The organism is Streptomyces sp. NBC_01264 (assembly GCF_026340675.1).
In the GTDB taxonomy this organism is placed as follows: Bacteria; Actinomycetota; Actinomycetes; order Streptomycetales; family Streptomycetaceae; genus Streptomyces.
The window spans coordinates 446983-472194 of sequence record NZ_JAPEOX010000002.1 but is presented as its reverse complement, the minus strand read 5'-3'; the positions used below and the strand labels follow the sequence as shown (position 1 = coordinate 472194).

Genomic DNA, 25212 nt, shown 5'->3' with positions numbered 1-25212 from the left:
ATGGGGCGAGCGGCGCGGGCCGTGCGGCGACCGGCGTACGGCAGCAGTCCACCGGCTCGCGCATTGTTCAGCAGCCTCGATCCGAGCGCCTGAACAATTGTTCTCCGTGGCTGAAGAGGCCCTTGTGGCAGCCGGGTTCCCCTTCTACGGTGGAAACGATCTTGATCCCGGGGGAGGGGAGCAGCATGGGAAGCGGTGCGGGCAGGCCGGAGAAGGCACTCGATCCACAGGCCGGTCCCACCGCCCGGTTCGCCGCCGAACTCCGCGCCCTGCGCCGCGCGGCCGGCTCCGTCCCCTACCGGGAGCTTTCCGCGCGGGCCGGCTATTCGGTGACGGCGCTCTCCCAGGCCGCCGCCGGGAACCGGCTCCCGAGCCTGCCCGTGACCCTGGCCTACGCCGAGGCCTGCGGCGGCGCCCGGACGGAATGGGAACGACGCTGGCGCGAGGCCGAAGCCGAGACCGAGGCGGAGACCGAAGCCGCCTCCCTCGCGCGCGGCGCCGACGGCGGCACCCCGCCCTACCGGGGCCTGACACGCTTCGAACCCGAGGACGAGGCGGTGTTCTTCGGCCGGGAACGCCTGACCGACGACCTGACGGCCCTGGTCGCCGAACACCGCTTCGCCGTCGTCCTCGGCCCGTCCGGCAGCGGCAAGTCCTCCCTGCTGAGGGCCGGTCTCATCCCGCGGCTGCGCCGCTCCGCGCCGCCGCTGCCGCCCGCCGCCGCCCTGCGCGTCCTCACCCCCGGCGAACATCCGATGCGGAACCGCGCGCCGGTCCTCACCCCGGCCGCCAAGGACGGCGAAACCTGGCTGATCGTCGACCAGTTCGAGGAGGTCTTCACCCTCTGCGCGGACCCCGGGGAGCGCGAGGAGTTCCTCGCCTCCCTCCTCGCCGCGCGTGACCCCGGAAGCCGGATCCGCGTGGTGCTCGGGGTGCGCGCCGACTTCTACGCGAACTGCCTGGCCCACCCCGCCCTGGCCGAGGCCGCCCGGGCCGCGACCCTCCCCGTGGGTCCGCTGACCGCCGAGGAGATGCGCGGCGCGATCGTGCGCCCCGCAGCGGCGGCCGGTCTCACCGTCGAACGCGTCCTCACGGCCCGGCTCGTGGACGAGGTCACCCGAGAACCCGGCAGCCTGCCGCTGCTCTCCCACGCCCTGCTGGAGACCTGGCGGCGGCGTCGCGGACGCACGCTGACCCTGGCCGGACACGAGGCGGCCGGTGGTCTGCGCGGAGCCCTGGCCCAGACCGCCGAGGAGGTGTACGCCGAACTCGGCCCCGACCGCGCCCCCGTCGCGCGTCGCCTCCTGCTGAACCTGATCACCCCCGGCGACGGAGCCCCCAACGACGGAGCCCCCGGCGACGGAACCCCCGACACCCGGCGGCCCGTACCCCGCGACACCCTCGTGCCCCCGGACTCGCCGGAGGCCGCCGAGGCCGGGGCCGTACTGGACCGGCTGGCCCGGGCCCGGCTCGTCACCCTTGACCAGGACGTCGTGGACCTGGCGCACGAGGCCCTGATCACCGCGTGGCCGAGACTGAGCGGCTGGATCGACACCGACCGCGAACGGCTCCGACGTCACCGCCGGTTGACGCAGGCCACCGAGAACTGGCTGACCCGACGGCGCGACGCCGGGGCGCTCCTGCGTGGAGGGGAACTGGCGGAGGCCGAGGCCACGTTCGCGGAGGACGCTGCCGCCGCCGACGCGAGCCGCTCCGCCGAACTGGTCCCGGCAGAGCGGGAGTTCCTGCGTGCGGGCCTCGCGTCCCGGGCCCGTACGCGCCGGATCCGGCGCGGCGTCACCACGTTCGTCGGCCTCCTCCTCGTCCTCCTCACGGTGGCGAGCACGACCGCCTGGCAGCAGGGACGCGACAACGTCCGGCAGCGGGTCGACGCCGAGATCCGGCGGGCCAAGGGCGAGGAACTGGCCGCCGGCCAACTGGCCGCCGTGGCCCAGGGACTACGGAGCTCCGACCCCGCCCTGGCGATGCGGCTGAGCGTGGCCGCCTGGCGGGTGGCCGAGACCGCCGAGACCCGGTCGGCACTGCTGGCGGCGTCCGTCCAGGCCGAATCCGACGCCTATGACGTGCCGGACGAGGCGGGCCCCTGGACCTCCCACCCGGCGCTCCCGGTCCGGTTGAGCGCGGACGGCCGCGTGGCGGTCACCGTCGACGCCGACTCCGTACGCGCCTGGGACGTCAGGAAGCGGACGGCGATCGGACCGGAGACGGCCTTCGACCGGGCCACCCTGTTCCGCGGGATCTCACCGGACGGCCGCACCGCCCTGGTACAGGGGGGCGAGGAGAAGGCGGGGCCCGGCGACGGTGTCGGGGCCCGTCGGCTGGACCTGGCGTCCGGGACGGCTCTCGACGCCGCGCCCCGACCGGCGGGCGCTTCGATCGCCTGGACGGCCGCCGAGCAGATCGTCGCCAACATGGACATGGCCGCTGCCACCGGCAGGCTCTCGCTCCGGGACGCACGAAGCGGCCGGACCCTGCTGGAGGTGCCGACCGGGCGCTATCCGATGTGGGCGCTCAGCCCCGACGGGCGCCACCTGGCCCTGTGCGCCAGGGGAGGGGACGCGGCGAGCGCCTTCGAACGGGGCGACGTGCCCCTGAGGGTCTGGGACGTGACCCGGGGCACGGAACTGCCGGCCACCCGATCCGGCGGATGCGCCGTCGACTCGTTCCGTTTCACCGGCGACGGCGCCGTCCTGATGTCCCAGGCACCGGGTGGCCTGAGCCTGTGGGACCCGATCACGGACACAGAACCGGCCCGGATCGACCAACCCGGCCTGACCGAGGCGACCACCAGCCCCGACGGCCGGTTCGCCGCGGCCGTCGACGGCCGGGAGATCCTGATGTGGCGACTCGCCGCGCCCGAACGGCCGGTCTTCCGCTACTCCCTCACCAACGGGGCCGCCTCCCAGCTCCGGATCGACCCGAAGGACGGAGTCATCAGGTACCTGACCGAGCGCCGGCTCGGGGACACCATGGTGCGCACGATCTCCTACGGACCCGCCACCACCCCGGACTGGAACCCGGAGCCGGCATCGACGGGCACCTTCAGCGCGGACGGCACGACCGTCGCGGTCGACCGCCGGAAGGGCGACAGCACCTGGTTCGAGGCCTACACCGTCGCCGACGGCCGGCGCACCGCCCGCACCCCGCCGGCGGACTGCCCGAAGGCCGCACCGGCATCCACGGAACCGTTGACGCGAACGCCCGCCGAACCCGCCTGCCGTGTCCTCCTGGCACTCACACCCGACGGACACACCCTCGCCCACGCCCGAACCGGCCTCGCCGAAGGCCCGGAGGCCGGCGACGGAGACGGCGGTGGAGACCCAGCCGAGCGGCGCGACATCGCCGAGGAGCCGGCTCTGTGGGACATACCGGCGAACACGGCCCGCCCCCTGCCCGCGGACCCGAAACCGTCACCCGCCGACCGGATGCCCATCACGGGCATGGCCGTATCGCCCGACGGCCGGTCCCTGCTCACGACGCGCGCCGGCGTCGACACCCTGGACGTCCGGGACCTGACGAGCGGCCGCCGGACCCGGCCGCAGGACCTCACGCGGGACCGGACGTCCTCCGTGGCGGGTCTGCGGAGCTCCCGGTCCGCCCCGGTCGCGGTCCGCCCCGACGGCCGGCTGCTCGCGACCTCCTCGACCACCTTCGACATCCCCACCGGCCGACGCACCGAGCGGGGCCTCGCCATGGAACGGGGCGGGGTACTGGCCTACAGCCCCGACGGCACACGCCTGGCGGTTGGTGACACGACGGGCGGGGTCACCCTGTGGGACGGGCAGGCCGAGCGGCGACTGGCCACCCTCCCGGCCGGGTCCGACGCGGTCGGCCCCGACTCCGTCAAGGCCGTCACCGCCCTCGCCTTCTCCCCCGACGGCCAGACCCTGGCCGTAGCGGGCGCCGGCGGCACGCTCCGGCTCTGGGACGTGAACTCGGGCCGGCCGCTGGGATCACCGCTGCCGACCCCCGGCGACGGGATCGTCGCCGTCGCCTTCTCTCCCGACGGCCACACCCTGCACAGCGCGGGCGAGCACAGCACCGTCCGCACTCATCAGGTGGCTCCGTCCGGACTCGCGGAGTCCGTCTGCGGCCGGGCCGGAACCGGACTGTCCCGGTCCGACTGGCGCACGTACCTCCCGGATCTCCCCTACCGCAAGACCTGCTGACAGCGCCCGCGCACGGTACGGCCACCACCGGCGGCGGGCGCCGCACCCCGGCCCGGCGGAGCGCTACCGCTGGTGGTCGGGTGCGTCGGACGCGGCGCGCATCGTGCTGAGGGACTTGTTCAGCCCGCGCTTCATCAGACCGCTGAGCGGCCGTTCCACGACCCGGTGGATGAGCCAGGCGGTGAGGAGCGCGACGGCCAGGGCGACGACGAGCGCGGCGCCCGATCCGATGCCCAGGGTGCGCAGCCAGTGGATCAAGGTCCAGCCGGCTTCCTGGTGGATGAGGTAGAGCGGATAGGTGAGGGCGCCGGCGACGGTCAGCCACTTCCACTGGATCCGGTCGAGGTACCCCAGAGCGACCATGATGATGACCAGGTAGCAGAGGGTGATGATGGCGGCGACGACCGTCCACGAGAGCGGGTGCCCGGTGGCCTTCTCGTAGGTGTGCTTCATCGGGCCGATTCGGCTCATCGCGACGAGCCAGGTGAATCCGACGATGCCCCACAGGAGCAGGTTCGGCCCGAACCGGTGCATCAGGAACATGGCCACGCCGGCTATGAAGTACGGGGACTCCTGCGGCATGGCGAAGCTCTCCAGGAGCGGGATCTTCGTCTGCGGGGCGAGGAGCGCGGCGGCGGCCCAGATGCCGCAGAACGCGACGACCCGGCGGTAGGTGAGGCCCATCGTCACGACGATGGCGAAGAGCAGGTAGAACTGCAGCTCCATCCAGAGCGTCCAGTAGACGCCGTCGACGTACTTGGCGTCGAGCGGGGTGACGAACATGGTGAAGTTCGCGAGCACGGTATGGACGTCCAGACCGGCGCGAGCCTTGGGCCGGCCGAGGTGGGGCACCAGCACGAGGACGCTCGCGGTCAGCAGGACGGCCGCCCAGTAGCCCGGGAAGAGGCGGATGACCCGCGAGACGAAGAAATCACCCGGTTTGCGCCCCCAGCAGCTCATGCAGATCACGAAGCCGCTGATGATGAAGAACAGCTGCACGCCGAGCCAGCCGTACGAGGTGAACCTGGCTATGTGCGGCATGAAGTCGGCCGGGACCTTGCCGCCCCAGATCTCGGGCACGCCCGCGAAGGCGGTCCAGTGGAACGCGAGGACGGCGAGGGCGGCGAGCAGACGCAGCCCGTCGAGCGCGTACAGACGGGGCGCGTGCCTCCGCCCGGCCGTCTCCACGGGCGCCGGACCGGAGGCTGCGGGCGTGGGCGGAACATGCCCCTCCGTCGGTCTTGTTGCGGCATGGGTCATGAGTCCGTCGCATTCTTCTGGTGGTTTCTACACTGCTGCGCACTGCGTGGAAGTGGGCCGGACCCCAGGCACGCGAAGGGGTGAGGCCCCCTTCGGGACCTCACCCCAGCCGGCCCGAACCTCGTCCGGAAACCGTTGCCGATTCCGCTGAGCGGCGTGAGGAGCGTCTGCTCCCCGGCGCCAACGGCATGCTCTTCCACGGGAGACCGATGCCGTTGAACGAGACCACGCAGCCACCTCGAGCGGACATCCGTCGCAGGGATTGTACCCTCCGGGGCTCGCCTCCGGCGGAGTCTTCCGGGGCCCGGGGAGGGCACCGCAAGGCCCATACGACGCCACCCCGCCAGCGCCTGATCTGGCGGCCTCCGCGACCTGCCGCGCCGCCCCGTGAGGAACACGCCCCGCCTATGAGCGCACTCGTGCCGGTCTCCGCGGACCGGTCACGGGAACACCCTTTGGGCCGGCGCCCGATATCGGATGGCAACCACGCCTCCGGGCAGGCAGGGTGTGGCGCAATGAGCTATCACGACGAGATGTCCCGCACCCTGTCCTACGCACGCCATGACACGCTCGAAGGGCTGCTGCAGCGCGGCCGGGGGCTGGGCGCGGAGCGCGCACGGCGCGACCCGGAGGCCGCCGCGCCATTCGTGTACGACGGGATCCGCCGGGACTGGACGTGGGATTCCCAGTGCGACGACCGCTGCCTCTACCAGGCACGGCTGCTCCGGGACCTGAAGCTGTCGCCGGCGCCGGCCGTTGATCAGTTGCTGAGGGACGAGGAGGAGTGTCCGCGGACCGCCGCAGTGCTGGAACTGCTCGCCCTCGCCGGATCGGACGAGGCCCGGGAGGGGCTCCGGGCATACATCCGGGTAGGCAGGCACTGGGTGACGGTACTGCAGTCGGTCGCGGGCAGCTGGCCGGGCGAGTGGTGGGAGGACCTGGGGGATGTCGCGCGCGCCCGGATCGGTGAGGAGGAGGAACTTCCGTGGTCCGCCGAGCCGTGGGGCCGGTTCGGGATCGAGGTGCCCGGCCGCACGTTCCGCCCGCGGCCGTCCCTCGGTGGGCTCGGCGACGATGAGCTGCTCGCCCTGCTGGCCGCCGACAGCACGGAGCTCAACACGAAGGTCGATGCGCTGCGTTCCCTGGCCGGGCGGGAGCCGGCCGAGGGACTGATCCCGCTCGTACCCTCGCTCGGCACCCGGGGCGGCAGCCGTCCCCTGCCCCTGCTCCGGCGGGCGGTCGAGCGCCTCGGTGCCCTCGCCGTGCCGGCGGCCCGCGCCTGGTCCGTGGACGGGCGGGAGTGGCTGGCCCGGCTGGGGGCAGACGTCCTGTCCGACCACCCCGGGCCTGAGGCGCTACCGGGGCTCGTCACCGAACTCGCCGAACAGTGGAAGGCGCGTGAGTGGTGCGGCCCCGACACCACGGCGAAGAGGCTGGCCCGATTCGGACCCGAAGCCGCCGACGCCGTACCCGTCCTCTGGCGCTTCTGGCGGCACACCCCGCACTCGTACGAGCGCACCGACTACCTGATGGCGCTCGCCGCGATCGACCCGTCCGGATCGGACGACGCGCACACCGAGTCGCTCTGGGACTGCGAGGAACGGGCACGGCTGCTGGCCATCGCCTCGGCACCCCAGACCCCCCAGACCCTGCACCGCATCGCCGTACTCCGAGACGACCCCATGGAACGACCAGAGGTACGAGCGGCTGCCGGAGCGCAGTTGGCCTTGTGACCGGCCCTGAGTCCCCCTGAACCTTGAGGGGTGGGGTAAGCCCTGCCTTCCGGTGGCCGGGTAGCGGGCTCGTCGTGGGCTTCTCGAACTGTGAGCGTGGACCCTCGGCGGCATCGGCGAGCTGCCCGAGAGCCGGTCAAGCCCCCGCCCCGCCCAGGTGGGGCGCCTTGGCTGAAACAGGTCCTGGACGGGGCTCCGGGCAGGACGCAGACTGCGCGGGACGATCAAGTGCCTCTGGAGCGGACAGTGTGGGGGGATGCCCGGTGCTGCGCATTCATTTCACCGCCGAGGATCTCGCCCGGACCCGCGTGGCCGCGACGATCGGAGCGGCCGCGGAGACGATGTACAGCCTGAGGCTGCTGCGCGACTGTGCCGCCCGGGCCCTGCCCTTCCACCCCTGGCGGGCGGTGGTCCGCGGACGGCTGGGTGCGCGGGCCCGCCCGTTCACGAGCCTGCTGGCCCTGGACGGCCCGGACATCGACCTGACGGTGCTGATGGGTGACACGCCGTCCGTCGAGGAGGGGATCGACAACCTGCTCCGGGCATCGCCCGCCCTGTTGCGGACCGAGTTCGAGCACATCGACTTCCACCCGTCACAGCTGTCGTGGGCCCGGAACCTGGCAGCGGGCGACCTCGACGCCCGCAGGGACTTCGCCGCAGGGCTCACCGCCTGCAACGAGGCGCTCGTCGCGCCCTATTGGAACAGCGCGAGATCCCACCTGGAGGGCGTACGGGCGACCTTCGCCCGGACCCTGCTCGACGGCGGGATCGAGCGCCTGCTGGAGAGCATGTGCGTCCCGCTGGTGCGGTGGCGCGCGCCCGTACTGGAGGTGCGGTACCACCGGCACCTCGACGTCCACCTCGGCGGGCGCGGTCTCGTCATCGCGCCGACGGTCTTCCTGTGGCGTGACCCGGCACTCCTGTGGGACTCGCGGGACGTGACCGCGGCCCCCACGCTGGCCATTCCGACCCTCGGCGACGCGGCGGCGGCCGCCGCGCTGTGGGGTGCGGCCCGGGCGGCGGACCAGTCGCTGGGCGCACTGTTGGGACGGACCCGGGCCGCCGCACTGAAGGCGGCCACCGAGGGGTGCAGCACCACCGAGCTGGCGCGGCGCCTGAACGTGTCGATCGCGGCGGCGAGCGAGCATGCGACGGTCCTGCGCAACGCCCACCTGATCACGACCAGCCGACGCGGCAAATCCGTGGTGCACACCGTCACCCCGCTGGGCGCCGAACTGCTGGGAGGCCCGCTGACCGAGCACGGATGACCCGGAGCCGAACGAGCCGGGACCCGACCGACGACACCAGGCGTACGCCCTCAGGGCCGCCCGGCCGGCCGCCCCGTACGGCGGCGTCGGCCCGTGCTCCCGCCCCCGTCGGCCAGCTCGCGTCCGGCGCTCTCCAGCAGCATGTCCAGCGCGACCGGATAGGCACTGTGCGGCATCCGGGCCGCGAGGAGCCCGGCGGTGGCCGCGATGTTCGGGTACGTCCCGGCCGGCAGACGGGCGTACGTCGACTCCCACCGCTCCTCGTCGGACTCCCGGGCCTGCTCCGTCAGCGCCAGGGATCCCGCGTCGAGCGCCGCGAAGGCCAGGCACTGGTCGATGTAGGCGTGGTAGATCCGCACGGCGTCCTCGTCGCCGAACCCCGCGCCGCGCAGACTGCCGAGGATGGCCTCGTCGGCGGCGATCTCGCGGGGCCGGCCGGTCACCCGGCTCGCGGTCAGCAGGGCGGCCTGGGGATGGTCGAGGTAGGCGCCGTGGATGCGCAGGCCCAGGGAGCGCAGGTCCTCGCGCCAGTGCCCGGTGGGGACCCAGCCGGCGAGGGCCCGGCCGATGAGTTCCTCACCGATGGCCAGCGTGAGCCCGTCCATGCCGTCGAAGTAGCGGTAGAGGGTGCTGGGGTCCGCGCCCAGGGCGGCGCCGAGCCGCCTGGCGGTCAGCCCCGCGCTTCCGTGCTCCCGCACCATCCGCAGCGCCGTCTCCACGATCAGCCGCTCGGAGAGCACCGTGCCCTGCCGGGTCGGACGCCGCCGCCGTCGGGCCTCCTCCGGAACCACGTCCTTCGGCATCGCGGAACCACCCCCTGAACCGTCCGGTGCCCTTATGCCAACACCATTGACCTTAACTCCTGGCGCGCGGTTCCATCAGGCCCCGGGGCACACGCCCCACCGAGAAAGGACCTCGTCATGCGTGTTCTGCTTGTGGGCGCCGGCGGTGTCGGGAGCGCGATCGCCAAGATCGCCGCCCGCCGCGGCTTCTTCGACCGATTCGTCGTCGCCGACTACGACCCGGCCCGGGCCGAGGCCGCGGTCGCCGCCCTGGGGGCGGAGGAGCAGCGTTTCCTCGCCTGCCGGGCGGACGCCTCCGACGAGGAGGAGATCGCCCGCCTGCTCACCGAGCACGGGTGCGACGTCCTGATGAACGCCACCGACCCGCGGTTCGTCATGCCGCTGTTCAACGCCGCGCTCGCGGCCGGCACCCACTACGTGGACATGGCCATGTCCCTGTCCCGACCGCACCCCGGGGACCCGTACGGCACCTGCGGGGTGAAGCTCGGCGACGAGCAGTTCGAACGGGCCGCCGAGTGGGAGAAGTCGGGCCGGCTCGCACTCGTCGGCATGGGTGTGGAGCCCGGTCTCTCGGACGTCTTCGCCCGCTACGCCGCCGAGGAACTCTTCGACGACATCGAGGAGATCGGCATCAGGGACGGAGCCGATCTGTCCGTCGAGGGCTACGACTTCGCACCGTCCTTCAACATCTGGACGACGATCGAGGAGTGCCTGAACCCTCCCGTGGTGTACGAGCGCGAGCGCGGCTGGTTCACCACCGAACCGTTCAGCGAGCCCGAGGTCTTCGACTTCCCCGAGGGCATCGGCCCCGTCGAGTGCGTCAACGTCGAGCACGAGGAGGTCCTCCTCGTCCCGCGCTGGGTCGGGGCCCGCCGGGTCACCTTCAAGTACGGCCTCGGCGACGACTTCATCGGCAAGCTCAAGACCCTCCACGCGCTCGGCCTGGACTCCACCGAACCGGTCACCGTCCGTGGCGAGGACGGCAGTCCGGTCCGCGTCTCACCGCGCGACGTGGTCGCGGCCTGCCTGCCGGACCCGGCGACCCTCGGGGACCGGATGACCGGCCGGACCTGCGCAGGGACCTGGGTCAAGGGCACCAAGGACGACCTGCCCCGCGAGGTGTACCTCTACCACGTGGTCGACAACCAGTGGTCCATGCGCGAGTACGGCTCCCAGGCCGTGGTCTGGCAGACCGCCGTCAACCCGGTGGTGGCACTGGAACTGCTCGCCGCCGGGGTGTGGTCCGGATCCGGAGTGCTCGGCCCGGAGGCCCTGCCGCCCCGCCCCTTCCTGGACCTCCTCACGGCGTACGGATCCCCCTGGGCGATGCGGGAACAGGACCCGAGCCCGGCGGGTGGCGCCGGCGGGCGCTGAGAACGGCCCCTGGCGCCCCGTGTCAGCCGGCGGGCCATCGGGGCCGGCGCGTACCGCCGAGGGCTGTCAGCGTTCCGACAGCTCCGAGGGCGCTTCCTGGACCACCCAGCCGTTTCCGTCCGGGTCGGAGAAGGTCAGGAAGGAGTTCCAGGTGTCGCCCTTGCCGTCCTCCCAGCCCTTCTCGCCCACGTGCCGCACCGGCGACACCTCTACACCGCGGGCCGTCAGTTCCTCCCGCGCGGCCTCGATGTCGGTGACGCAGAGCTGCAGGCCCTGCAGCGTGCCCGGTGCCATCTGGCGCGCACCGGGCGCCGGGGGCATCCCGTGCTCCAGCGCGATCGAACAGCGTGAGCCGGGCGGGGTCAGCTGGATGATGCGGACGCCGGGCGCGACCTCGCTGTCGAGGTCGAGGGTGAAGCCGACCTTGTCCGCGTAGAACTCCTTCGACCGGTCCATGTCGGTGACAGGGACCAGAACTACTTCGAGCGTCCAGTTCATGACGGGCCTCCTCGGAACGCGAATGGTGCAGGGAAGGTCCACCGTCGCCCAAAGCCCGCCCGCGTGCGAGCCGAAACGCGGCACACGGTGGAGAAAGAGTGCCGGTGGCCGCACGCGGCCGACGGCCCGACCGGAACGGGCGGATCGCCGCCATGGCGCACAACCGCCAAGTCGGCCCGAAAAAGGCTGTGTTGCCGAGAGGCCGGCAGTCAGGGCGACTGCCGGCCGTCCTCCTCGCGGGCGAGACGCAGGGCGAGTTCCTGGAGGATCGCGTCGGTACCGGGCTCCGTGCCGGTCTGGTCGTACGCGTAGGCCACCGCCGCGAAGGCGGCGATGAAACCGTTGACCAGGGCGCTCAGCGGCGCGGAGAGCTGATCGAGCACGGCGCCGCCGACTTCCTCCGGGTCGGCCCCCTCCGGCACCAGGAAGTGATCGGGGGTCACCTCCGCGAGCAGATCGGAGGCGATGCCCTCGCCGACATCCGCGCGCAGAGCGGTCAGCGCGGCGATGGCCTTGAGTTTGATCTCGTTTTCGTGCACGCCCGAGACTACGACGCGGCAGCGCCCCGTGACAGCCCGTGCCGTCGGAGATCCCCTCAGTCCCGCGCCAGCCCGCCCCGCGCGATCACCTCCGCGTACCAGCGCGCGCTGTCCTTCACCGTCCGGCGCTGGGACGCGAAGTCCACGTGGACGATGCCGAAGCGCTTGCTGTAGCCGTACGACCATTCGAAGTTGTCCAGCAGGCTCCACAGGAAGTAGCCGCGTACGTCCACACCGTCCTGGATCGCCCGGTGCACGGCCGTCAGGTGCGCGTCCAGGTACGCCACCCGCTCCGGGTCGTGGACCTGGCCCTCCGGGTCCGCGTAGTCGTCGTACGCCGCCCCGTTCTCCGTCACCAGGAGGGGGAGGTGTGGGAGTTCGTCCCGCAGCCGGGTCAGCAGCTCGTACAGGCCGTCCGCGTCCACCGGCCAGTCCATCGCCGTGCGCGGGCCCGCCGCCGGGGTGAACGCCACGTGCTTCTCGGCGCCCGCCCAGGGTGCGGGGGAAGCGGAGGAGCCCGCCGAAACCACGCTGGGGGAGTAGTAGTTGATGCCCAGCGAGTCGATCGGGGTGGATGTGACCTCCAGATCGCCGTCCCGGACGAACGCCCAGTCCGTGACCCCCGCCGTGTCCTCCACCAGGTCCCTCGGCAGCCGCCCGTGGAAGACCGGGTCCAGGAAGATCCGGTTCGCCACCGCGTCGATCCGGCGCACCGCGTCGAGGTCCGCCGCGGTGTCCGTCAACGGGCGCAGGGCGTGGAGGTTCAGCGTCAGGGAGATCTCGGCGCTCGGCGGGAGGCGGTCGCGCAGGACGCGGGCGGCTCCGCCGTGCGCCAGGTTGAAGTGGTGGGCGGCCCGCAGCGCGGCGAGGTCGCTGGTGCGGCCGGGGGCGTGGACCCCGTTCCCGTACCCGAGGAACGCCCCGCACCAGGGCTCGTTCAAGGTGGTCCACGTCGTCACCCGGTCGCCCAGCGCCCGGGCCACCAGGTCCGCGTACTGCGTGAACCGGTGTGCGGTGTCCCGTTCGGGCCAGCCGCCCGCGTCCTCCAGCTCCTGCGGGAGGTCCCAGTGGTAGAGCGTCGCGACCGGCCTGATGCCGTTCGCCAGCAGCTCGTCCACCAGGCGCCGGTAGAAGTCCAGGCCGCGCTCCACGGCCGGGCCCCGCCCCGTCGGCTGCACCCGGGGCCAGGAGACGGAGAAGCGGTAGTCCGTGACGCCGAGCTCCTTCATCAGCCTCACGTCGTCGGGCATCCGGTGCAGGTGGTCGGCGGCGATGTCACCGGTGTCACCGTTGCGGACCTTGCCGGGCGTGCGGCTGAAGGTGTCCCAGATGGAGGGTGTCCGGCCGTTCTCGGTGGCGGCTCCCTCGATCTGGTAGGCGGCGGTGGCCGTGCCCCAACGGAATCCGGTGGGGAAGCGGAGTCCCGTCCCGGTCGCGGGGCGGGTGCCCGTGGAGGTCGCCGGGCGGGCATCGACAGCGGTCATGGGACGGACACTCCAGGAAGTAGGCGGAAGGGAGGACCGGAGGGGAGGATCGAAGGGAAGATCGGAGGAGAGGACCGGAGGGGGTGGGGCCGGCAGGAACGCGTCAGCCCTTCACCGCTCCCTGCATGATGCCGCCGACGATCTGCCGGCCCAGCAGGCCGAAGACGAGCAGCACCGGCAGCGTGCCGAGCAGCGTGCCGGCCATGATCACCGACTGGTCGTTGACGTAGCCGCCGCCGAGCTGCCGCAGCGCGACCTGCACGGTCGGCTCCTGTGAGGACAGCGCGATGACCGGCCAGAAGAAGTCGTTCCACGCCGTCATGAACGTGAGCATCCCGAGCACCGCCATCCCCGGCCGGGCGATCGGGATCACGATCGACCAGAAGATGCGTGCCGTGGAGGCCCCGTCCACGCGGGCCGCCTCGATCAGTTCGTCGGGCAACGACTGGATCAGGTACTGGCGCATGAAGAACACCCCGAACGCCGACACCAGACCCGGCAGGATCACCGCCTGGAGCTGGTTCACCCACTGGAGTTCGGCGATCAGCATGAACAGCGGGATCACACCGAGCTGGGGCGGGATCATCATCGTCCCGATGGTCAGCGTCAGCAGTGCGCCCCGGCCCCGGAACCGCAGCTTGGCGAAGGCGAAGCCGGCGAGGGTGCAGGACAGCACCGTGCCCACGGTGATGGCCCCCGAGACGATCAGCGAGTTCAGCAGGGCCTTGCCGATGTCGGCCTCTTCGAGGACCGCCTCGAAGTTCTTCATCAGGTTCGGGCCGGGCAGCAGGCTCGGCGGCACCTGCGCCAGGTCCGCGTTGGACCGGCTGGCCGCGACGATCGTCCAGTAGAAGGGGAACGCCGAGATCAGCAGCGCGAATCCGAGGACGAGGTACGCGATCCAGCCGCCCGTCATCGTCTTCCCGGCCCCGCCGCCCCCGCGGAACCAGGGGCGCCCGCCGGGCCGCTCCCGCGCCGGGCGGCGCTTGGCGGGCGCGGTCGGGGGTGGGGCGAGCGCGGTCATCGGCCGGCCTCCTTGCGTGCGCGGCGGCGCGCGATCAGGGCGTTGACCCCGACGAGCACCACGATCAGGACGAACATCACCCAGGCGATGGCCGCGGCCCGCCCCAGGTGGAAGAAGCCCCAGCCCTGCTCGTACATGTACAGGCCGAGGGTCTGGTACTGGTGCGAGATGCCGCCGGAGATCGACCCCTCGAACAGCAGCGGCTCACCGAAGAGCTGGGTCGCGCCGATCGTCGAGACGATCACCGTGAAGACGATGGTCGGCCGCAGTCCGGGAAGGGTCACGTGGATGAACTGGCGCCAGCGCGAGGCCCCGTCGATCCCCGCGGCCTCGTACAGCTCGTGCGGGATCGACTGCATGCCCGCCAGGTAGATCAGCGCGTTGTAGCCGGTCCAGCGCCAGATCACGATCGTCGATACGGCGATCTGCGAGGCGACCGTGTCCGTCTGCCAGTCCACCGGGCCGAGACCGATGAGCCCGATCACGTAGTTGATCAGCCCGAAGTCGCGGCCGAAGAGCTGCGCGAAGACGAGCGTGGCGGCGGCGACGGACGTCGCGTAGGGGAGCAGGACCGCGGTCCTGATGAAGGTCCGGCCGCGCAGCTTGTAGTTGAGCAAATGAGCCAGGCCCAGGGCCATCGCGAGCTGCGGCACGGTGGACAGCACACCGATGGTGAACGTGTTGCGCAGCGAGATCCAGAAGTAGTCGTCCGCGAAGAGCGCGGTGTAGTTGGTGATGCCCCGCCACTCCATCTCGCCGCTCGTCTGGAGCTCGACGCGATAGAGGGAGACGAACGCCGTGTAGAGGAGTGGGAAGAGGCCGAAGGCGAGGAACAAGGTGAAGAAGGGGGCGATGTACGCGTACGGGGAGGCCTTGCGCCAGGTACGCCGGAGAGCGGCTGCCGGACCGTCGTCCGGGCCGGTCCCGGGGCCGGCTCCGGGACCGGATCCGGTTCCGGCCGGGCGGGGTCCGGCCTTCGCGGTGGAGGTGGGGGACACGATGCGGCCCTTCGGTGGATCGGGGCAGGAGGCCATGCGGGTGCGGGTGCGGGTGCGGGGACGGGAGGGCAGGGGCCGCCGGGTCCACCGGGGTGCACGGGTGGCCGACCGTCGGGGGCGACGGTGGCCGGTCCCGTGACCGGTGTCAGCCGGTCACGTTCGCCACGCCCTTCTTCGCCGTCGCCCACGCCGTGTCCGAGGAGACTCCCTTGCGCTCGACCTCGCTCAGCGCGTTCGTCAGCTGCTGCATCACGTTCTGGTCGTGCACGCCCAGCACCTGGACCGGGGACTCCTTGGCCGCGTCACCGAAGATCTGGCCGATCGGGGCGTCCGAGAAGTACGGGTCCTTGGCGTCCGCGATCTTCGCGATCGCGCCCGTCGAGGAGGGGAAGTTGCCCTGCTTCTGGAAGACCTTCGCCTGCTGCTCGGGCGCGGTGAGCCACTCGATCAGTTTGTACGCCTCCTCCTTGTGCTTGGCCGCACGCGGGACGGAGAGGTACGAGCCGCCCCAGTTGCCCGCGCCGCCGGGCAGTTTGGCGACGTCCCACTTGCCCTTGCCCGCGTCGCCGGCCTGGCCCTTGACGTAGCCGAGCATCCAGGCCGGGCACGGGATGGTGGCGAACGAACCGGCGGCGAAGGCCTGGTTCCACTGCGGGGACCACTGGTCGAGCTTGGCGCTCAGACCGGCCTCCGCCGCCTTCACGGAGGTGTCCCAGGCCGTCTTCACCGCCGGGTTGGTCTCGTAGATCATCTCGCCGGCCGCGTTGTAGTAGCGCTCCTTCTCCTGGCCGATCATGACCCCGTAGAGGGATCCGACGCTGTCCAGCCAGGCGCTCTGGGCGGGGGCCTTCTTCTTGTACTCCTTGCCCAGCTCCAGGTAGCCGTCCCACGTGGACCACTTCTTCGCGAGCTCCTCGCGGTCGGTGGGGAGACCGGCCTGCCGGAAGAGGTCGGTGCGGAAACACATGGCCTCCGGGCCCACGTCCGTGCCGAGGCCGAGGATCTTGCCGTCCTTCGTGGTCGCCGCGGACCACTTGGCGTCGGCGAACTGGCCCTTGAGCTTGTCGGCCCCGAACGCCTTCAGGTCCTGGAACTTGTCGGACTGCTGCTGGGTGACCGACGCGATCCGGCCCACCTCGACGCCCTGCACGTCCGCGAGACCACCGCCGCCCGCTAGGCGGGTCTGGAACGACTTCCAGTAGTCCGCCTCGTCCTGGGTGTCGCTCTGCTTGATCGTCACGTCGGGGTGGAGGTTCTGGTACTCCTCGTAGAGCCCCGCCTCCTTGAAGCCGAATGATCCGAAGAGGTCGATCGTGAGGGTGATCTTTCCGCCCGCGCCGTCGGAGGAGTCCGGCGAGTCGCTGGATCCGCAGGCGGCGAGGAGGGCCCCTGCGAGGACGACGGCGCCGAGACGGGCTGTGGCTCTCTTGGCGGCTCGGGCGATGGGCATGGGAAGCCTCCCTTGACTTCGGGATGGACCGAGCGCTTGAGAGCGCTCTCAGTGCGTGCGTCTGGAGCGTCCCCCACCGCCTCTTCCCCGTCAAGACTCGAACACATAACAGCTTGGCATTCCGCCCAACTGTGCTCTGGGCGCGCTCTCTTGACACCCAGGTTTCAGGAGATTTACGTTCCATGGCACTTGAGAGCGCTCTCGAACGCGCTCTTCCCCCCACGCGATCGAGGTGCAGTTTCGTGCGAGCCTCCCTCTCCAGACCCGCCGTGGCGACGCTCCTGGCCGTCGGCCTCGCCGCCGTCGGCCTGGGCCCGGCCGCCTCCCCGGCGGCCGCCGCCACCATCCCCGCGGGGTCCGGCAGTTACACCGATGCGCGACCCGCCGGGACGTCAGGACCCACGACGAACACGGGCGCCCCCGTCACCCCCAGGCTCACCGCCGCCGCCCGGGACAAGCCGGTCCCGACCAACGACTGGTGGACCTCGCTCGCCTACCAGCGCTACGGCGACAACCCGTACTCCACCCCCATGTACGGCCACCCCCTCACCTACCAGGCCAAGGCCTCCGGGCTGGAGGTCGGCTACCCGACCACGCCCGCGATCGTCGGCGACGGCCGGCAGTACGAGTACGCCCACAAGGCCGACCTGACCGTCGGCCTCACCGGCCTGAACTCTCCGGACACCAAGGCCGATGCCTGGTCGGACTGGACGGTCACCCCCTACTGGGCGGACGGCTCCCGCACCTTCCGGGCCACCATCGGCCACGGCATGCCGTTCGTGTACGCCAAGGGCTCCGGCGGCGACGCCCGCATCACGACCGCCTCCACGCCCACCGTCTTCGCGGACGACGGCAACGTCCTCGGCATCACGGTCGCCGGTCACCACTACGCCCTCTTCGCCCCGACCGGCGCCGACTGGAACGTGTCGGGCACCACGATCACCGCCGGACTCGCGGGCAAGGACTACTTCTCCCTCGCCGTCCTGCCCTCCACGGACGCGCTCGCGACCTACCGCAGGTACGCGTTCAGCTTCGTCACCGGCTCCCAGGTGGCCTGGCAGAGCGCCGGCGGCAACGTCCGGGCGACCTACACCCTGACCACGGAGGCCAAGGAGGGCACCGAGCGCGGAACGCTCCAGGCCCTCTACCGCCACCAGTGGCTGCACACCACCGACGCGCTCACCCCGTACACCTACGTCTCACCGCGCGGCACCATGAAGGTGCGCGAGTCCGCCTCCTTCACCACCAGCCAGAAGAGCAACGGCGTGCTGCCCGCCCTTCCCGCCTCGAGCGGCGTCGACCGGACCCGGTTGACCGGCTACCTCAACGAGGTCGCCAATGCGGCGGACCCCTTCTCCGGGGCCTCCGACACCTACTGGACCGGGAAGGCGCTCGGCCGGCTCGCCCAACTGGTGCCCGTGGCCGACCAGATCGGCCAGACCGCAGTCCGCGACAAGCTCCTCGGCCTGATGAAGGGCCGGCTCCAGGAGTGGTTCACGGCGGGCGGGGCGAGCGGGTTCAGCTACGACAAGGACTGGAAGACCCTCACCGGCTACCCGGCCTCGTACGGCAGCGACACCGAACTCAACGACCACCACTTCCACTACAGCTACTACGTCTACGCCGCGGCGGTCATCGCCCAGTACGACCCGGCCTGGGCGGCGGACTCGGCCTGGGGCACGATGACCAAGCACCTGATCCGCGACACCGCCAACCCGAGCCGCACCGACTCGGCGTACCCCTTCCTGCGCGGCTTCGACGTGTACGCGGGCCACAGCTGGGCCTCCGGCCACCAGGGCTTCGCGGCGGGCAACAACCAGGAGTCCTCGTCGGAGTCCGTCAACCTCAGCGCCGGTCTCGTGCTCTGGGGCGCGGCGACCGGTGACACCTCGCTCCGCGACCTCGGCAGCTACCTGCTGACCACGGAGTCCGAGGCGATCACCCAGTACTGGTTCGACGCGAACGAGCAGGTCTTCCCCGCCTCGTACAAGTACGGCACGGTCGGCATGGTCTGGGGCAGCGGCGCCGCGTACTCCACCTGGTGGACCGCCAACCCGGAGGAGATCCACGGGATCAACGTCCTCCCGGTGACCGGAGGTTCCCTCCACCTGGCCCGAGAGAAGGCCGCCATCACGAGGAACATCGCCGAGATGGAGCGCGAGAACGGCGGCCCGGCCCAGGAGTGGCGCGACCTGCTCTGGGAGTTCGAGGCGCTGACCGATCCGGCTGCGGCGAAGGCCAAATGGGACGGCGCGAACGGCAATTACACCCCCGAGCAGGGCGAGTCCAAGGCGCACACCTACCACTGGATCAACACACTCGGCACACTCGGCGCACCGGACATGACGGTCAGCGCGGACCTGCCCACCTCCGCCGTCTTCAGCAAGAACGGCACCCGCACCTACGCCGCGCACAACCACGGCTCCACCGCACGCACGGTGACCTTCTCGGACGGCAAAACCCTGTTCGTGCCCGCCCGTTCGACGGCCACGGGCACCGGCGCCGGAAATCCGGACCCGGATCCGGAGGAGCCGGGCCCGTCCACCGGCAACACCTTCCGCCTCAAGACCGGCGGAGTCCTCACCACCGCCACCACCGACCCGCCCGGCGCGGACACCCTGGCCTCCGCCGACGGCGTGAACCGGGACGGCACCCCGTACCGGCCGACCGTCTACGAGGTGAAGCGGGTCAGCGCCCAGCTCTCCGCCGGGGCCGCCACCGCGTTCCGCCTCCGGGTGGACGCCGGCACCCAGGTCGGGCTCGCCCCGCAGGTCCGGGTCAGCTACGACCTGACCGGCGACGGCACCTTCGACCGCACCGAAACCTTCCGCTACTTCGCGACCGACCCGGTCGCGGGCTGGGAGGAGTACACGCAGGCGGCCGGCGCGCAGGCCGTCACCGGCAGCCTGGGCGAACTCAGGAACGGCACGGTCCGCCTGGAGATCTGGAACGCGCTGGGCAACGGCACGTCGCAGGTGCAGACGGGTACGGACGCTGCGGTGCTGAGGATCCCGTACGCGTAGTCCACCGCGTGCGGGAACCGGACGTACGGCACGACCGGTGCGGCGGGTGCGCGGCTCCTCGGGGCGCGGACCCGCCGTACGCGTACGCCGGGGCTCAGGCGGAGGCCCGCCGCACCAGCATGGTCGGAGTGATCACCGAGTCGGGTCCCGCGCCGTTCGCCGTGCGGTCGAGGCTGCGCAGCAGCAGCCGTGCCATCAGCCGCCCCTGGCCCTCGATGTCCTGCCTGACGGTGGTCAGCGGCGGGTCGGTCTCCTTGGCCACCGGATCCATGTCGTCGAAGCCGACGACCGCCACCTGCCCGGGCACCGCGATCCCGCGCTCGCGCAGGACCCGTAGCGCCCCCGAGGCCATCAGGTCGTTCGCGACGAACACCGCGTCCAGGTCGGGCCGCCGCTCCAGCAGCTCCGCCATCGCCCGCGCCCCGCTCTCCACGGTGAAGGCGCCCTCGGTGACGAGCGTCGGATCCATGTCCAGCAGTACGTCCCGGTAGCCGTCGAGGCGGTCCGTCGCCGAGGTCTGGTCGGCCGGTCCGGCGATGTGCGCGATGCGCTTGCGCCCGAGGTCCCTCAGGTACTGCACGGCGGCCCGGGCCCCACCCCGGTTGTCGGCGTCGACGTACGGAACGGCCCGTTCGCCGGGTCCGGCGGTCCAGCCGGGCCGGCCCCCGAACACGGTCGGGATCCCCGCCCGCCGGGTGATCGCGGGCAGCGGGTCGTCCGTGTGCAGCGAGAAGGCGAGCGCGCCGTCGACGTGCCCGCCGGACAGGTACCGGGTGATCCGGTCGAAGTCGCCCGGCCCCTCCACCAGCAGCAGCACGAGCTGGGTGTCGTGGGCGGTCAGCTCCTTGCTGATGCCCCGGATCTGCTGGGAGAAGAAGGGGTCCGAGAAGATCCGCACCTCCGGCTCCGCGATGACGACGGCCACCGCGCCCGTCCGGCGTGTCACCAGCGTCCGGGCCGCGTGGTTGGGGACGTAGCCGAGCTCGTCGACCGCCCGGAGCACCTTGTCGACCAGCGGCTTGCGGACCCCGTCGCCCCCGTTGACGACCCGCGAGGCGGTGGCCCGGGAGACTCCCGCACGCGCCGCGACGGCTTCCAGGGTGGGGCGGGACCCGGGGGACTGCTCGGGCAAGGCGGTCGCTCCTCGTCGACGGGGGCGGCGACACGCAAGGTGGTGCGGACCTGCGCCGTCGCCGGATGGGCTACAGCCTAGCGCCGGGACGGGCGGACGGATGAGAGCGCTTCCAATTGCTGGTCGCGCAGTTCACCGCAAGGTGGCCCCTTCCGGTGGCGATCCGAAAGGGCGGGCCGCTCAACCTGCGTAGGGCTGCCACATCTTGACGGTCGTCGCCGGGTTGCTCGCGGAATTGGACTTGTGCGTCACCAGGCACCGGTACTGCCTGCCGAAATGGACGACACGGTCGTTCTCCGCGTACTGCCGGTTGACCTTCCACTCCGAGAATCCTGCTGCCATGCGGGCCACCCTTCATCGGGCCGGCTCACTGCCGGCGTGCATGAAGCATCGCACCCTCCTGAGCAGGTCAGACACCCGATGGTGGCGGCCGGCCCGATTCCGGACGTGGTGGACGGTACGGATCAGGGGGCGGCGGGGCCGCTCCTCAGGGTCGTCCAGCTGCCGCCCTTCACCGCGTAGACCGTCAGCTGGCGGTTGACCGTGTCGCCGTACTCGTCGAAGGCCACCCGACCGGTGACGCCGTCGAAAGCCAGCCCCGACACGGCCTGCGGCATCTTCGCCCGCGCGTCCGCCGGGAGGGCTCCGCCGTTGGCCTCCACCACGGCCTTCACCGCCTCGATGACGGCCCAGGTGGCGTCGTACGCGTAGGGGCCGTAGGTGCCGGCCGCCTCCGGGTATCCCGCCTCCCGGTACCGCGTGAGGAAGTCCTGTCCCTTTTCCAGGCCCTCGGCGGGAACGCCGATGCCCGTGGCGAGGTCGCCCTCGGCCTTCTTGTTCGTGGTCAGGAACTGCTGGTCGAAGATGCCGTCGCCGCCCATCAGGGGGATGGTCACACCCGCCTGCTTGAGCTGCTCGGAGAGCGGCCCGGCGGCGTCGTAGTAGCCGCCGAAGTACACGGCATCGGCGCCGGAGGCCCGGATCTGCGGGGCCAAGTAGGAGAAGTCGTCCTGCGCGGGATCGATCTGGTCCGTACCCACGACGGTCCCGCCGAGCTTCGTGAACGCGGCCCCGAACCCGGAAGCGAGCCCAGTGCCGTAGGTGCCCGCGTCGTGAATGACGTAGAGCTTCCTCTTCCCGGCCTCGCCGTGGAGGTACCGGGCGGCGAACGGCCCCTGGTCGACGTCCGTGGCGACGGTTCGGAAATAGGTCGTGTACGGGCGCGACTTGGAGCCCTTGGCCCAGTCGGGGCCCAGCGTCAGCACGGGGTCGGTGTTGGCCGGTGACACGTTGACGAGGTTCGCCTGTCCGAGCGGCTGCGCCATGGCCTTGGCGACCCCGGAGGTGAGGGGCCCGACCATGCCGAGCACCTTCTCGTCCTCGATGAACCGAGTGGCGTTCGGCCCGCCCTTGGCGGGAGCGGCCTCGTCGTCCAGAGCCTTGATCTCGAAGTTCACACCGGGTACGTGCCCGGTGCGGTTGGAGGTCCTGACCGCCAGGTCGGCGGAGTTCTTCATGCCGACCCCCATCGCCGACAGGCCGCCGCTGAGCGGTGCGTCCAACCCGATGACCACCGTGACGGAGGAGGCCGCCCCGGAACCGCCGCCAGGCGTCCCGCCGTCGGGTGGGGTGTCACGGGTCAACTTCCAGGTCAGAACGGAGCCGGCCGCGAGCGTGACCATGGCGACTCCCCACACGGCGGAGCGCCGCGTGAGGGTGCGCCGTCGGGTGGACGCGCCCTCGGCCCGCCCCTGCCGGTCCGGCCGGCCGAGCGAGATCAGATCCTCGCCGGAGGGCACGGCCACGGGCGGGGTGGTCGGCCGCTCCGGTACGGGCCGGCGGAGCGTACCGGGCGCAGACGCCGGCTCCTCGGCCGTGGGCGTCGGCAGGGGCGAGGGGGACGGCAGCTCCGCCTCCCGCTCGGTCGGGGTGGGAGCGTGCTCCGTCGCCGCGTCCGGGAAGGGGACCGGCACGGACTCGCGGGGGTCGGACTGGCGGGGGTCGGACTCGCCGGGGTCGGACTTGGGCGGGTCGGATTCGTGGGGGGAGGACTCCGCGCTCGTGTCCGGCCGGGACCGCGAGGAGCGCAGCGCCGACGCCAGGAGCTCGGCGGCCTCGGCGGCGCCGACGCGTCGCGCCGGATCCTTGGTCAGGAGCGCGTCCAGTACGGGCGCCAGCGGGCCGGCGTGGACCGGCGGCCGGTGGGGTCGGGTGAAGACGGCGACGGCAAGGGCGTGGAGCCCGTCGGCCTCGAACGGCGGGCGGCCCTCGACGGCGTGGTAGAGGGTGGCGCCGAGCGCCCACAAGTCGTTGGCCGGGGTCGGACGCTTGCCCTCGAGCTGCTCCGGGGGCATGTAGTGCGGGGTGCCGATGACGGTCCCGCTCCGGCTCAGCTTCGTCGTGGCGTCCGCCAGATGGGCGATGCCGAAGTCGGTGAGGACGACGCGGTCCTTGGACAGGAGCACATTGTCCGGCTTGATGTCGCGGTGGATGATCCGTGCGCCGTGGGCTTCGGTGAGCGCACCGAGCAGGGCGGCCCCTATCTCCACCACGCGCTGCACGGGCAGCCGCCCCTGCGAGCGGATGGCCGCGGCGAGGGACTGCCCCCGGATGAACTCCATGACGATGACGGGGGCGCCGTTGTGCTCCACGACGTCGTGGATGGTGATGATCCCGGGATGGCTGAGAGTGACCGCCGCGCGGGCCTCGCCGGTGAAACGCATGAGCAGCGTCGCGCGGTCGCCGTCGTCCAGCCCCGCCGGGAAGAGGATCTCCTTGACGGCGACCTCGCGTCCGAAGAGCTGCTGGTCGACGCCGCGCCAAACCCGGCCCATGCCCCCCTGGCCGATGAGTTCGACGAGCTGGTAACGGCCGGCGATGAGTTCGGAATTCTGCTCGGTCACGCCGACACTCTAGGACTTGTCGGACCGGTCGGGTGACGGAACCCTGGCTTGAACCATGGCCCAGGAGAAGCCCCCCCGAAGAGCGCCGGCCCGACGGCGAACGCCACCACGGTGCAGAAACCGCACCGGCCGGCCGAGGCCGGCCGATTCCCGGGCTCGTCGCCGCCCGGGCCGGCCGCCCCGTCGCCGTCAGATCTCGCCGCGCCAGGCACCCGTCGCGACCCCACGCGACTCGATGAAGAGCTTGAACCGCTTCAGATCGCCGGCCACCTGACGCTTGACGAAGCCGAGCTTGTCGGCGGCCGACTCGGCCAGGCCGTCCGGTGCCCAGTTCATGTGCAGGACGACCTTGGTGGTGGTCGCGTCGATCGGCTGGAAGGTGACGAGACCGGCCTGGCGGGCCTCACCGTCGACCGTCATCCACGCGACGCGTCGGTCCGGGAGCTGCTCGGTGATCTGCGCGTCGAACTCGCGCTGCACACCGTTCACGTTCGTCACCCAATGGGTGAGCGTGTCCGTGCGCTGGACGATGCGTTCGACCCCCTCCATGAAGGCGGGAAAGTCCTCGAACTGTGTCCACTGGTTGTAGGCCGTGCGTATGGGGACGTTGACCTCGACGTACTCCTCGACGTGCGACATGTGCACCCCTTCCGTTTCGTCAGCAGCCCGCACCCCGCAGCTGCGGGTCGTCCGTCAGGACGTCTGGAGGCGCGGCTACCCGAGCTTGACGGGCCCATGCACCCCGACCTGGCGGGCCGTCGACGAGGGCTCGCGCCACATGGGCCAGAGGGTGGGTCCCCCATGGGGAAGGCGGAGTTCGGAGGTGACGCGGAAACCCATCCGCTCGTAGAACGGAACGTTGGCGGCCTTGCTCGACTCCAGGTAGGCGGGTTGCCCGAGCCCGTCGCAGTCGGCCAACTGCTGGCGCAACAGCGCCGAACCGACTCCCGTCCCCTGGAGCCCCGGGTCCGTTCCCACGGACGGCAGGTACCAGTGCGGAGTGTCCGGATGGGCGCTGTGCATGACGTTCTGGACCTCGCCGGCCCTCGACATCCCTCGGAGACCGAAGACGCGTACGTAATGGGGGAGCGCCGCCAGCTCTGCTGACGCGGAGGTCCTCCAGCGCCCGGGCCCCGACCACAGCGCGGCCGCCAGCAACCGCCCGTCGGTGGTCGCGGCGACCCGGACACCGCCGGCGCGGGGTCGCTGCTGGCGCTGGGCGAGCTCGAAGTAGCGGGCGATCCGGCGTTCCCGGTCGGCCGAGGCGGGGACCATCCATGCCATGACCGGGTCGTCGGAGAAGGCGCGGGCCAGCAGGGAGGCGACCGCCCCGGACTCGGAGGACCGGGCGAACCGGATGCCGTACCCGGCAATGGGCAGTGTCGTACGGGTGCTCATGCGGCCACGCTAGGCAGCGGTCCCGGGCCTTCCGCGGTCGCGCACGGCGGACACGCCGCACGGACCACCCGGCGACGCCATCGTCACGGCGACCGGCCCCGTGATCACAGGTGTGAGAATGGAGCACCCTTTTCG

Annotated in this window: 18 protein-coding genes; 5 read left to right on the top strand and 13 right to left on the bottom strand. The window is 71.8% G+C overall.

All coding sequences use genetic code 11. The features are described from left to right. The first annotated feature begins 185 nt into the window (after positions 1-185). The gene (locus OG435_RS35050; RefSeq protein WP_266883160.1) at positions 186-4190 is read left to right on the top strand and encodes a DNA-binding protein; all 4005 of its coding nucleotides are present in this window, start codon (positions 186-188) and stop codon (positions 4188-4190) included. Between the two features lie 63 nt (positions 4191-4253). Here OG435_RS35050 and OG435_RS35045 read toward each other — a convergent pair whose 3' ends face one another. Beyond that, positions 4254-5378, bottom strand: a complete 1125-nt coding sequence (locus tag OG435_RS35045) for an acyltransferase family protein (protein WP_266883158.1) — start codon at positions 5376-5378, stop codon at positions 4254-4256. 587 nt (positions 5379-5965) lie between these two features. Between OG435_RS35045 and OG435_RS35040 the strand changes: the two genes are divergently transcribed. Beyond that, on the top strand, positions 5966-7183 hold the full coding sequence (locus OG435_RS35040; protein ID WP_266883156.1) for a hypothetical protein: 1218 nt from the start codon (positions 5966-5968) through the stop codon (positions 7181-7183). A 263-nt stretch (positions 7184-7446) separates the two neighbouring features. Then, positions 7447-8451, top strand: a complete 1005-nt coding sequence (locus tag OG435_RS35035) for an ArsR/SmtB family transcription factor (RefSeq protein ID WP_266883154.1) — start codon at positions 7447-7449, stop codon at positions 8449-8451. 50 nt (positions 8452-8501) lie between these two features. Here the strand turns inward: OG435_RS35035 and OG435_RS35030 are convergent, their stop codons facing one another. Continuing rightward, positions 8502-9254, bottom strand: coding sequence for a TetR/AcrR family transcriptional regulator (locus OG435_RS35030; protein WP_266883152.1), 753 nt, complete (start codon positions 9252-9254; stop codon positions 8502-8504). A gap of 117 nt (positions 9255-9371) precedes the next feature. Between OG435_RS35030 and OG435_RS35025 the strand changes: the two genes are divergently transcribed. Continuing rightward, the gene (locus OG435_RS35025; RefSeq protein WP_266883150.1) at positions 9372-10628 is read left to right on the top strand and encodes a saccharopine dehydrogenase family protein; all 1257 of its coding nucleotides are present in this window, start codon (positions 9372-9374) and stop codon (positions 10626-10628) included. A 66-nt stretch (positions 10629-10694) separates the two neighbouring features. Here the strand turns inward: OG435_RS35025 and OG435_RS35020 are convergent, their stop codons facing one another. From OG435_RS35020 to OG435_RS34995, 6 genes are all read right to left on the bottom strand, one after another. Beyond that, complete coding sequence (locus tag OG435_RS35020; protein WP_266883148.1) at positions 10695-11126, bottom strand: VOC family protein; 432 nt, start codon at positions 11124-11126, stop codon at positions 10695-10697. 209 nt (positions 11127-11335) lie between these two features. Continuing rightward, a complete protein-coding gene (locus tag OG435_RS35015; protein ID WP_266883146.1) occupies positions 11336-11665 on the bottom strand; it encodes a hypothetical protein in 330 nt (109 codons plus the stop codon). Between the two features lie 56 nt (positions 11666-11721). After that, positions 11722-13149, bottom strand: a complete 1428-nt coding sequence (locus OG435_RS35010; RefSeq protein WP_266883144.1) for a GH1 family beta-glucosidase — start codon at positions 13147-13149, stop codon at positions 11722-11724. 103 nt (positions 13150-13252) lie between these two features. Continuing rightward, on the bottom strand, positions 13253-14173 hold the full coding sequence (locus tag OG435_RS35005) for a carbohydrate ABC transporter permease (RefSeq protein ID WP_266883142.1): 921 nt from the start codon (positions 14171-14173) through the stop codon (positions 13253-13255). Continuing rightward, positions 14170-15171: a carbohydrate ABC transporter permease gene (locus tag OG435_RS35000; protein ID WP_266883140.1), complete on the bottom strand. Its 1002-nt coding sequence runs from the start codon at positions 15169-15171 to the stop codon at positions 14170-14172. Before OG435_RS35000 ends, OG435_RS35005 begins: the two co-directional genes overlap by 4 nt. Before the next feature lie 145 nt (positions 15172-15316). Further along, positions 15317-16621 carry an ABC transporter substrate-binding protein gene (locus OG435_RS34995; protein WP_266883138.1) on the bottom strand — a complete coding sequence of 435 codons (1305 nt, stop codon included), beginning with the start codon at positions 16619-16621 and terminating at the stop codon, positions 15317-15319. A 269-nt stretch (positions 16622-16890) separates the two neighbouring features. Here OG435_RS34995 and OG435_RS34990 point away from each other — a divergent pair, with 269 nt between their 5' ends. Next, the gene (locus tag OG435_RS34990) at positions 16891-19644 is read left to right on the top strand and encodes a glycosyl hydrolase (RefSeq protein WP_430625839.1); all 2754 of its coding nucleotides are present in this window, start codon (positions 16891-16893) and stop codon (positions 19642-19644) included. A 94-nt stretch (positions 19645-19738) separates the two neighbouring features. Here OG435_RS34990 and OG435_RS34985 read toward each other — a convergent pair whose 3' ends face one another. From OG435_RS34985 to OG435_RS34965, 5 genes are all read right to left on the bottom strand, one after another. Beyond that, positions 19739-20776 carry a LacI family DNA-binding transcriptional regulator gene (locus OG435_RS34985; RefSeq protein ID WP_266883134.1) on the bottom strand — a complete coding sequence of 346 codons (1038 nt, stop codon included), beginning with the start codon at positions 20774-20776 and terminating at the stop codon, positions 19739-19741. A gap of 180 nt (positions 20777-20956) precedes the next feature. Further along, positions 20957-21118, bottom strand: coding sequence for a carbohydrate-binding protein (locus tag OG435_RS34980; protein WP_243337014.1), 162 nt, complete (start codon positions 21116-21118; stop codon positions 20957-20959). A gap of 122 nt (positions 21119-21240) precedes the next feature. Then, positions 21241-23679, bottom strand: a complete 2439-nt coding sequence (locus tag OG435_RS34975) for a bifunctional serine/threonine-protein kinase/ABC transporter substrate-binding protein (protein WP_266883131.1) — start codon at positions 23677-23679, stop codon at positions 21241-21243. Between the two features lie 189 nt (positions 23680-23868). Further along, positions 23869-24318 carry an SRPBCC family protein gene (locus OG435_RS34970; protein ID WP_266883129.1) on the bottom strand — a complete coding sequence of 150 codons (450 nt, stop codon included), beginning with the start codon at positions 24316-24318 and terminating at the stop codon, positions 23869-23871. A 75-nt stretch (positions 24319-24393) separates the two neighbouring features. Further along, positions 24394-25077: a GNAT family N-acetyltransferase gene (locus tag OG435_RS34965; RefSeq protein ID WP_266883127.1), complete on the bottom strand. Its 684-nt coding sequence runs from the start codon at positions 25075-25077 to the stop codon at positions 24394-24396. Positions 25078-25212: the final 135 nt, after the last annotated feature.